This window comes from Fructobacillus apis, assembly GCF_023893635.1.
GTDB lineage: Bacteria > Bacillota > Bacilli > Lactobacillales > Lactobacillaceae > Fructobacillus > Fructobacillus apis.
Genome location: NZ_JAMWYK010000002.1, coordinates 213,769 through 226,386, shown reverse-complemented (window position 1 = coordinate 226,386; position 12,618 = coordinate 213,769). Strand labels below are relative to the sequence as shown.

Below are 12,618 nucleotides of genomic sequence, written 5' to 3'. Positions count from 1 at the left end.
GAAAGGAATTCAAGTAAATGGCAGAGCCAGAGAACGATAAGCAAGTTGCTGAAGAAGCAACGGAAAAGAAGACGGGGAAGCAAACCGTTGAAGACGTTAAGAAGACGGCCCAGGAGAGCGCAAAGAGCGCCCTTGACTCAACGAAGCAAGCCTACGACGACGCCAAGAAGGGAAATTGGCACAAGTTGGTTGAAACCATCTTGTGCGTCATCATTTTCCTCATTGCCCTACGCGTGATCTTTGGCTCCATTTTCAACGACACCTTTACCTATTTAGGTGAATTGTTGATGGCGGCTGTGACGAAGTCACCATGGCCAATTGTCTTTACTGGATTTGTCATCTGCTACCGGGAAGAGATTCGCAACTTGCTGAATCGTCTTTTCCGTTAATCTGAGAAATAAGGAAGGAATTATATTATGTATTCTCGTTCAACGAAGCGTAAGAATGACGTGCGTGAAGCAAAGGCAGCACCATTCTACAAGAAGTGGTGGTTCTGGTTGATTTTGGTCATCGTCGTATTGGGAGGTGCCTTGTACGCCATCGGTGCTTCATCATCAAAGTCTGATGACGACACACCAACACCTGATATCTCTTATTCATCAAAGAAGCACAAGACAAGCTCTGTCAGTGAATCAGATGATAACGACGATGAAGAAACGGACGCCGAAAAGGCAGAACGTGCTTCATCCGAAGCTGCTGCTAAGAAGGCTTCTGAAAACGCGAAGGCAGCTGAAGATGCAAAGAAGGCAGCGGATGATAAGGCTCGTTCGGAATCAGCTGCTAAGGCAAGCTCTGAAACGGCTGCGGCCTTCTCACGTGCGCAATCAGAAGCGGATGCTAAGAAGAACCAAGGTAATGGTGGAAACGGTCAAAACAACAACGGTGGAAACGGCCAGAGCCAAAACAATGGTCAACAGCAACAACAAAGCCACTAATAAAAAGCAGCTTTTAAAGCTGCTTTTTTATGTGCTTTTTTGCACCGAACAAAAGCTTGACTATCCTTCAAAAGCTTTGTAAACTTAAGTGAACTAGAGGAGTAGGCAAGCGCTACTTTTAGAGACCCGCTGGGTGGTGAAAAGCGGGAGAGTTAATGCCGAAGGTTGCTAGCGTTTAAAAACTGTTAATAATGAAGTGGTGCTCGGATTCCGAGCGCAATTTAGGTGGTACCACGTGTTAAGCGTCCTAATCGATTGATTAGGGCGCTTTTTTTATACATAAAAACCGCCGGAACAAAAAGGAGAAGCACATGCGTGATGTAAACATGTCAACAAAGTACGACCCAACAGCGGTCGAAGCCGGTCGTTACCAAAACTGGTTGGATGAAAAGCTCTTTGCACCCGAAGCAAACAAGGCCATCCAAGGAAACGAACCAGAACCATATTCAATCGTTATCCCGCCTCCTAACGTCACTGGAAAGTTGCACTTGGGACACGCCTGGGACACGACTTTGCAAGACATGATCATCCGTCAAAAGCGCATGCAGGGATTCGACACGCTCTGGTTGCCAGGAATGGACCACGCCGGAATCGCTACGCAAGCCAAGGTTGAACAACGCTTGCGCGGAGAAGGAATCTCCCGTTACGACCTCGGTCGCGAAAAGTTCGTGGAACAAGTTTGGGACTGGAAGAACGAATACGCCTCAACCATCAAGCAACAATGGGGTAAGATGGGGCTTTCATTGGACTACGACCGCGAACGCTTTACGCTTGATTCCGGTTTGAACGAAGCCGTGAACAAGGTCTTCATCGACTTGTACAACAAGGGCTTGATCTACCGTGGTGAGTACATCATCAACTGGGACCCACAAGCTCGAACTGCTTTGTCTGACATCGAGGTTATCTACCAAGACGACGAAGGGGCCTTCTACCACGTGAAGTACCCATTCACGGATGGTACGACTTTGGATGGTAAGGACTACATCGAAATTGCCACGACTCGTCCCGAAACGATCTTCGGTGACGTTGCGGTTGCGGTGAACCCTTCTGATGAACGTTACAAGGACATCATCGGGAAGACGGTGAAGGTACCGCTCGTTGGCCGCGAAATTCCAATCATCGCCGACGAATACGTTGAAAAGGACTTTGGAACTGGAATGGTGAAGATTACGCCAGCCCACGATCCAAACGATTTCCAAGTTGGTAACCGCCATGATTTGGAACGCATCAACACGATGACCGAAGACGCGCACATGAACGCTAACGCCGGCAAGTACGAAGGCTTGGACCGTTTCGAAGCGCGCAAGGCCATGGTGGCTGATATGGAAGAAGCGGGCGACATGCTCCGCATCGAACCATACACGCACTCCGTGGGTCACTCAGAACGTACCGGTGTTGCCATCGAATCCCGTTTGTCAACGCAGTGGTTCGTGAAGATGGAGCCGTTGGCTAAGCAAATCTTGGCCATGCAACAAAACGAAGATGAAAAAGTCAACTTCGTCCCAGGCCGCTTTGAAGACACCTTTACCCGTTGGATGGATAACATTCGAGACTGGGTCATCTCCCGTCAACTCTGGTGGGGTCACCAAATCCCTGCTTGGTACAAGAACAAGGGAACTGACCAAGAAGAAATCTTCGTTGGTACAGAAGCGCCTGGCGAAGACTGGGTCCGTGACGAAGACGTCTTGGACACTTGGTTCTCATCAGCCCTCTGGCCATTCTCAACGATGGGTTGGCCAAACGAAGACGCAGAAGATTTCAAGAAGTACTACCCAACCAACACGTTGGTTACGGGTTACGACATCATCTTCTTCTGGGTTGCCCGCATGATGTTCCAAGGAAAAGAATTCACTGGCGAACGTCCATTTAAGAACGTTTTGATTCACGGTTTGATTCGTGACGGTGAAGGCCGCAAGATGTCCAAGTCACTCGGAAACGGTGTTGACCCAATGGACGTTATTGAAAAGTATGGTGCCGACGCCTTGCGTTGGTTCTTGGCTACTGGTTCAACGCCTGGTCAAGACGTCCGCTTTACTTATGAAAAGATGGACGCTGCCTGGAACTTCATCAACAAGATCTGGAACGCTTCCCGTTACGTGATTATGAACTTGGAAGAAGACACGGTAGCTCGCATTCCGGATGCTTCTAAGTTGTCTCTTGCCGACAAGTGGATTCTTGACCGTTTGAACAAGACGGTGAAGGATGTGACGACGATGTTTGACAAGTTCGAATTCGGTGAAGCCGGACGTGACTTGTACAACTTCATCTGGTCTGACTTTGCCGACTGGTACATTGAAATGACGAAGGAGTCATTGAACGGGGATGGTGATAAGACGGCCGTGCAAGAAACACTTGCTTACGTCTTGGACCAAACGTTGCGTTTGCTCCAACCAATCATGCCGTTCATGGCCGAAGCCATCTGGCAAGAAATGCCAGAACAGGCTGGTAAGGATGCGCACTTGGGTGTTCAAGCTTACCCTGAATATAAGAAGGAATTGGAAAACGAAGACGCTGCTGCTTCATTTAAGTCTTTGCAAGATTTGATTGTGGCCGTTCGTACCATCCGCGCCGAAGCAAAGGCTCCAATGTCTAAGGAAATCGACGTGATGATCAAGGTGAAGGATGCGAAATTGGTTGAAATCTTCAACGATAACGCCGATTACATCCAACGCTTCGTGAAGCCAAAGTCACTGACAATCGCTGAAGACGTGGCAGTTCCTGACTTGGCCATGTCACAAGTGATTACCGGTGCGGAAGTTTACGTTCCGCTTGCTGGTTTGATTGACATCGACGCCGAAATCGAACGTTTGGAAGGTGAACTCGCCAAGTTCGAAAAGGAAGTGGCCCGTGGAAACGGTAAGCTTTCAAACGAAAAGTTCGTTTCATCTGCTCCTGAAGCCGTTGTGGCCAAGGAAAAGGAAAAGTTGGCTGACTGGCAAGAAAAGGCAGAAGCAACGAAGAAGCGCTTGGCTGACTTGAAGAACGCTTAAGACTTTCTTCTCTTCCTGAGAAAAATCAATGAAAGTATTAAAAACCTCACCCTCGAGTGGGGTTTTTATGTTAGTTTTATATAGACTAGTTACGCTTTTTCTTGTAATAAAAAAGCGTTTGTCTTCAATATAAATACAATAATTAGTAGGAATAATTATGATTGGATCTAAGATTCTTTCTTCTGGCCATTATGTGCCGGAAGATATCGTAACAAATGACGACCTAGCCAAGGTCGTTGATACAACGGATGAATGGATTGTCTCTCACACTGGAATTAAGACGCGTCGTGTTTCCTTGAAGGGCGAAAACACATCGGATTTGGCAACGAAGGCAGCGAAGATTGCATTGGAGCGAGCTGGGGTTTCGGCTGATGAAGTTGGCTTTATTATCGTGACAACCTTTACACCAGATGGGTTAGCACCATCAACAGCAGCTTTGGTTCAAAAAAATCTAGGCGCTGGCAATGCGTGGGGATTTGACCTCTCAACGGCATGTGCTGGTTTCGTCTTTGGATTGGCCACTGCTGATAAGTTTATGAAGAGTGGTGATTACAAGTATGGACTTGTCATTTCAGCCGAAGTCAATTCTAAGATGATGGACTTCACCGATCGGACGTCGACTGTGTTCTTTGGTGATGGGGCGGGTGCCGTTTTGCTCACCCAATCCGAAGAAGGTAATATCGTTGGTGAGGAAATGCACACAAAGGGTGACGAAAAAGTCGTTCACTCTGGTCGCATTGCCCCTTTATCCAGTCTTTCTTCGGATAATTACCCTAAAATCGATGCTTTTGCACAAGAAGGGCGCCAGGTTTATGAAGAAGTGACGATGAATATTCCTAATCACATTCAAAACTTCTTAAAAATACAGGGCGTAGAGCTGGATGACGTTGATTATTTTGTACTCCACCAGGCGAATTTGCGAATGATTGAAAAAGTAGCAGAGTCTTTGGAGCAAGACATGGATAAGTTTGTCACAAACGTTGAGGAATACGGAAATTCCTCTTCAGCCGGCATAGCAATGGCTTTTGATCAGTTGAATTCATCTATCAATTTAACTGGAAAAAAGGTGTTATTGACCGGTTTTGGTGCTGGCTTCACATACGGTTCGATTTTGCTATCGTTCTAATTTGCAATAATCTTCCATTTATTGTAATATGAGTGTAACCTACGGGAAATCTTCTGGTAATTATCTTATCCTAGAATGGGAATATAGATTGAGCGTAGGTGCTACCTACTAATATCCAAATATAAAAAGAAAAATATGGAGAGTCTCTCATGAAGAACAACTTGACTAAGACAATTTTGGCTACTCTCGCCGGAGCAACTGCATTTGCTGGTGCTGGCGTTTCAGCTTCTGCAAACGACGTAACGGTTAAGGCCGGTGACACGTTGTCACAAATCGCTGCAGACAACAACACGACTGTTGAAGAATTGGTATCACACAACAACATTGCTGATGCCGACATGATTTTCATCGGTGATGTTATCTCAACTGACGGTGTTGCTTCAGCTACTGCTTCTGCACAAGAAGAAGTTGCTGCATCATCTGATGAAGATGTAAACACTGAAGCAGTTACGAACAACAACACGCAAGCAGATGCAGCAGTTAACGAAAACGTTGACTACTCAGCATACTCAGCTGGTTCAAACGGTGAAGTTCAAACGATCATCAACGCTATGAACGCAAAGCGTGCAGCTTACGGTTTGGCACCTGTATCATACGATGCATCATTGTCAGCCCGCGCTGAAGGACGTGCCGTTAACGCTATCAACAACGGTGGATTGCCAACTGGTCACTTCCAACAAGTTGCTGGTCCTGAAGTTGTTGCCATCGACTGGTCATCATCAGCAGTTGTTGATGCATGGTTCAACGAAACTGGAATGGTTGCAGCACCTGCACACCGTAACTGGTTGATGAACCCTTCATTCACGAAGGTTGGATTCGGAATCGTTGGTGGAACGATCGTTGGTATCGCCGGCTAATTCATTTCATTAAATTTAAGAGCAGCTGCTTACGCAGTTGCTCTTTTTTTATGCATTTCAGCTACAAAGGTAAAGGTTTTCCTAAGTTAGGCGCTTTTAACCCTCTTTTAACCTATGTTTAATAAGTCCTATGATAGAATAAAAGAACATGAGAGTGGTAAAACACAATACGTTAGAAAGCAGAGCAGTACGTTATGTCTGAACAAGAACCAAATCAATTTTCACGAAAAGAACGTTATGATGGTGTTCGTTCAAACCGCAAAAAGAAGGGGCGCGCAAAGCGTTGGATTTTATCCATCCTGTTGATTATCATTCTTGGTGTTGCGGGTTGGGGAACCTATCTTTATGCGCAATACAAAAGTTCGATTGATGATATTCAAAAGACGGCGAAGTTCAACAAGACGCGTAATGTCAGCAATTTGATTGCGCGAGGTAAGCCATTTTCAATGTTGTTGATGGGAACGGACGTTGGAGATTTGGGTCGTGACCGTAAGGGACTCACGGATTCCATGATGCTCGTGACGATTAACCCGAAGACACAAAAGACAACAATGGTGTCCATTCCGCGTGATATCATGACGGTTATTCCAGGTTACTCCGAAACGTTCCCACAAAAGATGAATGCGGCCTTCCCATACGGTGGAGCAGGTGCCGCTATGGAAGCCGTTCAAAACTATTTGAATGTTCCAGTTGATTCATACGCTTTGGTTAACATGGAAGGTCTTGAAACCTTGGTTGATAAGGTGAATGGGATTGCTGTTAAGGCACCGTTTGATTTCTCTTATAGTCAAGACACTGCCCATGCCTACGGACCTGACCTTTACCGCTTCCACAAGGGATCAACGAAGTGGGAACACTCAGATGATAACGGTGCTACCTGGTCTGCTTCAAAGACGAAGTTGACTGGTAAGGCTGCCCTTGCATTCTCACGGATGCGTTATGATGATCCGCAGGGAGACTATGGTCGTCAGCAACGTCAGCGCTTGGTTTTGGAAGGCTTGGTTAAGAAGGCAGTAAGTGCGCAAACACTTTTGGACTCATCTTTCATTAAGTCTGTTTCAAAGAACGCGCAAACTGACTTGTCATTTAACGATATCGTCAAGGTTGCCCAAAAGTACCGTGCCGCTTCTAAGGAATTGGTCTCAGACCACCTTCAAGGAACGGGAATCACGTACGATGCTTCTTACCAAATGGTCAAGAAGACTGAAAAGCAACGTGTGACGGATTTGCTTCGAAAGCAACTCGATTTGAAGGAACGTGAAACTGGATTGCAGTTTGCTGGTGATGTCCCATCGAAGGATACGGCGATTGCTCAACGTGCACTTTCTCAAATCGGCGAAACATTAGAATATTAAAGTTGAAAAGTGTCAGAATCCCATTCTGACGCTTTTTTCTTTCCTCTATTTCCGTGTTATACTGGAAAATAATCGTTCATCGAGGCTACTATGCAGGAAAAGAAAATTGCCATCATCGATCTGGGCAGCAACTCAGCTCGGCTTGTTTTAGAAAAACTGAATAGCGATGGTTCATATGGAGAGCTTTACCGCATCAAAGAGGATACCCGTCTGTCAAAAGGGATGGGGGAAGAGCTGCTTTTACAGCAGTCTCAAATGGACAACACCATTGAAGTGCTGAAGAAATACCGGGCCATTATTTTAGAAAATGGGATTTCTGAGATTCACGGTATCACCACAGCCGCTGTCCGAACCGCAAAAAATCAACGGGAGTTCCTCCACCGAGTGAAAAAAGAGGTCGGTGTTTCCCTCCGTGTTCTAAGTGGAGAAGAAGAAGCGCGCTATGATTTCTTAGGGGTGATTGCCTGTCTTCCGAAGGTCGAACGTGCCGTCATTCTAGACACGGGTGGGGCCTCTGTTGAAGTAATTCCTTACGAAAAAAGGCGTGCAAAGATGGAAGTTTCCTTGCCTTTTGGCGCGGTTAACCTTTCGGAGAAGTATGACTTAGCTGACCGTGTGACCGACGAAAACATCGAGGCCGCCTGTATCCAAATTCAACAAAGCTATCAAAAATTAGACTTTGGTGATCAATATAACGGCTGGCCAGTGATTCTTCTTGGTGGGGCGAATCGTTCGCTAGCCAAAATGGCCGAAAAGAATTCTTGGACGAGTCGAGGAATTGAGGACTTACACGGTCTTTCCATCACCCAAGACCATGTTGAACAGATTTTTCATGCGATTTCACACATGACGCGAGAAGAACGTGAGCATTTAGCTGGCCTTGAAAAGAATCGGGCGGGCATCATCATTTCAGGCCTTTTGCCTGTCCTAAACCTGACGCGCGTTTTGCAATCGTCGTCCGTTATTTTTTCGGAGTCTGGTGTGCGTGAGGGACTCATTTTTGAGTTGATTCAAAAAGAAATGAAAGAAGCATAATGAAGAAGTTTTACCAATTAACAGCTGAAGAACGCCTAGAGACTCTTGACTTGAGCGAGCCAATGAAGGCTTTTTTTACTCGCCATCAAAGTGAGGAATCAAAACAGTTAATTGAAAACTATATTAGCGACTACCGTTTACCTGAGGGAGTTCTTCGGAATCTTCAGGTAGATGGGAAGTTGTACCAAGTACCAATGGTTACGGAAGAGCCATCAGTTGTTGCGGCCGCAAACAACGGGGCATCGATTGCTAACAAAGGTAACGGTTTCAAAACGACGCAAGTTGGGGAAGCTGTTCTGGGTGGCCAGATCCTGTTTGAAGGTGTGCATCAGAAAGATTTAGCGGACTTTGTGGCTGAGCATGTTGATGAAATCTTCCAGCGGGCAAAGGATGCCAAGCCTTCGATGGTGGAGCGTGGTGACGGTCTCGAAGCCGTTCAAGTCGAAGAACTTGATCAAAATCGAGCGGTCGTTAACCTCACTGTCAACACCGGAAAAGCCATGGGCGCCAACGCCATGAACACCATTTTAGAAGCGGTGAAAACGGTCTTTTCTTCATATGAAAAGGAAATCGTCGGAGCGATATTATCAAATGCGGGTCACGATGCCGTGGTTACGGTTGAGACAAGCGTGCCCGTGTCTGCCGTTGGCGGCTTAGAGGCGGCAAAGAAAATCGAGTCGTTATCGACTTTTGGACAGGTCAGCCCTGACCGTGCCGTAACGGAAAACAAAGGGATTTTTAACGGCTTAGCGGCCGTCGTCATGGCCTCCGGAAACGATTACCGTGCTGTCGAAGCAGCAGGACACGCCTTTGCCTCGCGAAGTGGACAATACCGTTCGCTTTCTCGTTGGTCGCTATCAGAAGACGCCGAGTTCTTGAATGGTAAAATTGAGATGCCACTGAACATCGGGGTTCTTGGCGGGGCGATTGCGGCTTTACCAATGGCACAAAAGAACCTGGAACTGCTCGGGAATCCCAGTGTTGAAGAGTTGAAGAGCGTCCTGCTTGCGACCGGACTAGCCAACAACTTGGCGGCCTTAAAGGCGGTTTCTGGACGTGGCATTCAGTCCGGACACATGAAAATGCAGGCGAGAACCATCGCTGTACAGGCAGGGGCAACCGGTGATGAAATTCAGGCGGTAGCCGACCAGCTAATTTATAGAAAACACATTGATCAAAAAACAGCAGAAGAAATTTTAGGAGCAATGAAAAATGACACCCAAAATTGAAACGTTATTGGACCAAGTGAATCAGACTTTTCCAGGAACCGTAATGGTTCGCGTCGGTGACGAAGAAGATGGCACGCTCCGTTTGGATCGTGCGAAGCAATCTGCTCTGGCTAGCCGCTTACTAATTGAAGTTCCGGACAAGACAGAAGCTGATTTTGTCATCGGAAACGAACTGGTCCGGCTGCTTTTGTCATTGAACGGAATCGTACCGCAGATTTTCTTCGGACTGACCTTTGAAGACGAAGGATTAGATGGTCAATTAGTTAACATCGCGACACGATTGCATCGCTCCGTCCTGCACGCCATTTCATTTAACGAATTGGCAAAGCAGGGCTTCTTAACAAAGCAAACGGCTCAGGCTTACCAAGCCGGGATAGATGATGAACTCGACCCTGAAAAAGACGGCGTTGATGAACAACACCTTTTCCGTCTGCTAACGATGCTTGATGCTGCTGTTTTTGCTGGAACCATGAAAAAGCATGGCTTAAAGGACGAAGCAAAGGCCATGCAGGAACAAAATCAAAGGACTTATCCAGCGGCCTTCGCTGCTGCTGAGGCACTATCTGAACCTATTTTGTCCGCTGATTTAACGGATGCTCGCGCTATTCGCAAGGCAATCGTTAAGGTTTTCGATGGCTTGGACGAAATCCTTTTAAAGGCTGAATTACCAACGGTTAACGCCAAGCAATACGTGACGCTCACGCCAGTTTTGTCCGATCGTCAATTGAACGGACCTGTGAAGAACCTCTTCGAAGTGTTCCATTCCGAAATGACGGATTTTGCTTCAAAGGAAAAGGCCTACGTTGGTTTGGGTAAGCAAGATAAGCAGAACACTTTCGTCATTGCACCACCGAAGGAATTGGGTGACCGTCCAAAGTTCTTTAAGGAACTGTACGAACTGCCCGTCCGTGAATTACTTGAAAAGTTGGCCTTGCCATACATTTTGCGTCAGTAATTTTGAAGGAGGAAGAACATGGTTGTGAATGAGAACGTACAAAAAGCATTTGATCAAGCCAAAAACATTGTCTTTTTGACTGGAGCAGGGGTTTCGACTCTTTCTGGTATTCCAGACTACCGCTCAAAAACTGGTGTTTACCAGGGCTTGGATTACGCACCAGAATATTTGTTATCCGATCAAGCATTTGATCAGATTCCGGAAATTCAGTACGATTTCATGCAGAAAAACCTGTACTTCCCAGAAGCAAAGGCGAACGTTGTTCATGAAAAAATGGCAGCCTTTGCCAAGGCTGGACGTGCGAAAGTCATCACACAAAACATTGATGATTTAGACGTTCAGGCTGGCTTAGAAGACGATCAACTGATTCGTTTCCACGGTTCTTTGTACGACTTGTACACGCCAAAGGATGGTAAAAAGGAAACGCTGGAAGACTACCAACACTCACTTTACCGTGAATCCGATGGTGCTAAGATTCGTCCAAACATTACCTTTTACGGCGAAATGCCAAAGCGGGTCGAAGAGGCGATTCAATGGGTTCGAAAAGCGGATTTGATTTGCGTTGTTGGTACCTCATTCAAAGTTTATCCTTTCGCCGGATTACTGGAATACGCTGCAATGAATACACCGGTATTCTCAGTTAACCGTGTTGAGCTGGACTCACTTTCAGGGGTCGAACAAATCGTCACGGACGCCGGTGACTTTTTCAAAAGCCTAAAAATTTAAGCCGAAAGGCTTTTTTTTATTTAGAAAAAAGGTATGATACAAAAAGGAGGAAGAAATCATGTCGAAACAAGAAGAGAAGTCTCTTGAAGAACAAAACGACTTCTCAACAAGAAGTAGAGCTGAAGAAGGGCACGAACACGTGCAGCATACCGGACAAATGGCGCAGCGGCCATACTTAGTGGGGATTAGCTTAAACCTAATCTTCGTCTTGTCGGAGTTGGTTTTTTCTAAGTTGGCCAATTCGACGGCCTTGTTCGCCGATGCCTTTCACAACTTATCCGATGTTTTATCGCTTGTGATTGCATGGTTAGCCGTACTTGTATTCGGTATTCAAGCGACGAAAAACAAGACATATGGTTGGCATAATGTCTCAATCTTAGCCTCCATTTTTAATACCGTGCTATTGATTTTTGCCGTCGGAACCATCTTTATTGAAGGCTTCCACAACCTGTTTAATCCTGGTGACGTGCAAACCAACGGGATGATGATTACGATTGTCGCCACCATCGGAATCTTCGTAAACCTTTCAACGGCGGCCTTGTTTAAGGCTTCCGGTGTGCCGGATGAACACGGGCACCACCACGACCAGGACTTAAACGCCAAGACGGCCTATCTGCACTTGCTGTCGGACGCGGCCGTTTCAATCGGTGTGATTATTGCTGGTTGGTTGATTAAGTTAACTGGAATTCAAATTATCGATCCAATCGTCTCTCTAATCATTGGGGTTGTGATTATCATGTCCGCCTGGCCAGTGATGAAGGAAACGGTTACGCTCGCCATTAACGGAGTACCGGATTCGATTGACGCCGATGCCATTTACAATTACTTAGCAACGAAGACGGGCGTCTTAGCATTGCACGACTTACACATTTGGCCATTGTCGACGACTGAGACGGCTTTGACTGTCCACTTGACCTTTGAAAAAGAGGTTTTGGATGAGCAACACGGTCAGAAATTGCTGGATGAGATCGAGAATGCGTTGAAGCGTGACTTCGAGATTAACCACGTGACGATTCAAGTAGAAGCCGAAAAAAACAACGAAAATTGTAATACAATTTGAGGTATTTAGTTATGAATACTCTCGACTAGTTTAGAATCGTTCTCTGCTTGTTGAAAAATCTCAAAAATAAATTAAATTAAGATTAAATCATAAAAAAGGCTTGATACTTGCTATCAAGCCTTTTTACATGAAATATTATACAAAGGTTTCGTTTTATTTCAAAAATAATGCTTGACCTCACTAAATCCTCGTGTAATATTAAATCTAGACTCAGGAAGAGCCATTGAGTTAAGTAGCTTTCATAAGCTTTCAACAACCAAGTTGAATGAAATCCTTTATGAAAATTATTTAGCGTTAAAAAGAGTGAACTTTTCTAGATTAGAATAATCGAGCAATTGGTTAGGGGTTCG

The 12,618-nt window shown here is 45.8% G+C and carries 11 protein-coding genes; all 11 read left to right on the top strand.

Going from position 1 to position 12,618, the window contains the following annotated elements:
* Positions 1-17: 17 nt before the first annotated feature.
* The 11 genes from NFX39_RS02960 to NFX39_RS02910 all read left to right on the top strand — a co-directional run bounded on the left by NFX39_RS02960 (position 18) and on the right by NFX39_RS02910 (position 12,268).
* Positions 18-389, top strand: coding sequence for a hypothetical protein (locus NFX39_RS02960; RefSeq protein WP_252442841.1), 372 nt, complete (start codon positions 18-20; stop codon positions 387-389).
* Between the two features lie 27 nt (positions 390-416).
* Complete coding sequence (locus NFX39_RS02955; RefSeq protein WP_252442839.1) at positions 417-935, top strand: hypothetical protein; 519 nt, start codon at positions 417-419, stop codon at positions 933-935.
* Between the two features lie 311 nt (positions 936-1,246).
* On the top strand, positions 1,247-3,925 hold the full coding sequence (locus tag NFX39_RS02950; protein ID WP_252442837.1) for a valine--tRNA ligase: 2,679 nt from the start codon (positions 1,247-1,249) through the stop codon (positions 3,923-3,925).
* 157 nt (positions 3,926-4,082) lie between these two features.
* Positions 4,083-5,051, top strand: coding sequence for a beta-ketoacyl-ACP synthase III (locus NFX39_RS02945; protein WP_252442835.1), 969 nt, complete (start codon positions 4,083-4,085; stop codon positions 5,049-5,051).
* Positions 5,052-5,200: 149 nt separating this feature from the next.
* Positions 5,201-5,908, top strand: coding sequence for a LysM peptidoglycan-binding domain-containing protein (locus NFX39_RS02940; protein ID WP_252442833.1), 708 nt, complete (start codon positions 5,201-5,203; stop codon positions 5,906-5,908).
* Positions 5,909-6,102: 194 nt separating this feature from the next.
* On the top strand, positions 6,103-7,263 hold the full coding sequence (locus tag NFX39_RS02935; protein ID WP_252442831.1) for an LCP family protein: 1,161 nt from the start codon (positions 6,103-6,105) through the stop codon (positions 7,261-7,263).
* Between the two features lie 90 nt (positions 7,264-7,353).
* Positions 7,354-8,298 carry a Ppx/GppA phosphatase family protein gene (locus NFX39_RS02930; RefSeq protein WP_252442829.1) on the top strand — a complete coding sequence of 315 codons (945 nt, stop codon included), beginning with the start codon at positions 7,354-7,356 and terminating at the stop codon, positions 8,296-8,298.
* On the top strand, positions 8,298-9,527 hold the full coding sequence (locus tag NFX39_RS02925; protein WP_252442827.1) for a hydroxymethylglutaryl-CoA reductase, degradative: 1,230 nt from the start codon (positions 8,298-8,300) through the stop codon (positions 9,525-9,527). The genes NFX39_RS02930 and NFX39_RS02925 overlap by 1 nt, the downstream gene beginning before the upstream one ends.
* Positions 9,511-10,482 carry a nitrate ABC transporter ATPase gene (locus tag NFX39_RS02920; protein WP_252442826.1) on the top strand — a complete coding sequence of 324 codons (972 nt, stop codon included), beginning with the start codon at positions 9,511-9,513 and terminating at the stop codon, positions 10,480-10,482. The genes NFX39_RS02925 and NFX39_RS02920 overlap by 17 nt, the downstream gene beginning before the upstream one ends.
* Positions 10,483-10,500: 18 nt before the next feature.
* Entirely contained in the window at positions 10,501-11,208 is a 708-nt protein-coding gene (locus NFX39_RS02915; RefSeq protein WP_252442825.1) for a Sir2 family NAD-dependent protein deacetylase, read from the top strand.
* 157 nt (positions 11,209-11,365) lie between these two features.
* Complete coding sequence (locus tag NFX39_RS02910) at positions 11,366-12,268, top strand: cation diffusion facilitator family transporter (RefSeq protein ID WP_252443028.1); 903 nt, start codon at positions 11,366-11,368, stop codon at positions 12,266-12,268.
* The last annotated feature ends 350 nt before the right edge of the window (positions 12,269-12,618 follow it).

Coding starts and splice junctions, on each gene's coding strand:
- NFX39_RS02960 (WP_252442841.1), top strand. CDS start 18: ATGGCAGAGCCAGAGAACGATAAGCAAGTTGCTGAAGAAGCAACGGAA.
- NFX39_RS02935 (WP_252442831.1), top strand. CDS start 6,103: ATGTCTGAACAAGAACCAAATCAATTTTCACGAAAAGAACGTTATGAT.
- NFX39_RS02955 (WP_252442839.1), top strand. CDS start 417: ATGTATTCTCGTTCAACGAAGCGTAAGAATGACGTGCGTGAAGCAAAG.
- NFX39_RS02950 (WP_252442837.1), top strand. CDS start 1,247: ATGCGTGATGTAAACATGTCAACAAAGTACGACCCAACAGCGGTCGAA.
- NFX39_RS02945 (WP_252442835.1), top strand. CDS start 4,083: ATGATTGGATCTAAGATTCTTTCTTCTGGCCATTATGTGCCGGAAGAT.
- NFX39_RS02940 (WP_252442833.1), top strand. CDS start 5,201: ATGAAGAACAACTTGACTAAGACAATTTTGGCTACTCTCGCCGGAGCA.
- NFX39_RS02925 (WP_252442827.1), top strand. CDS start 8,298: ATGAAGAAGTTTTACCAATTAACAGCTGAAGAACGCCTAGAGACTCTT.
- NFX39_RS02910 (WP_252443028.1), top strand. CDS start 11,366: ATGGCGCAGCGGCCATACTTAGTGGGGATTAGCTTAAACCTAATCTTC.
- NFX39_RS02930 (WP_252442829.1), top strand. CDS start 7,354: ATGCAGGAAAAGAAAATTGCCATCATCGATCTGGGCAGCAACTCAGCT.
- NFX39_RS02915 (WP_252442825.1), top strand. CDS start 10,501: ATGGTTGTGAATGAGAACGTACAAAAAGCATTTGATCAAGCCAAAAAC.
- NFX39_RS02920 (WP_252442826.1), top strand. CDS start 9,511: ATGACACCCAAAATTGAAACGTTATTGGACCAAGTGAATCAGACTTTT.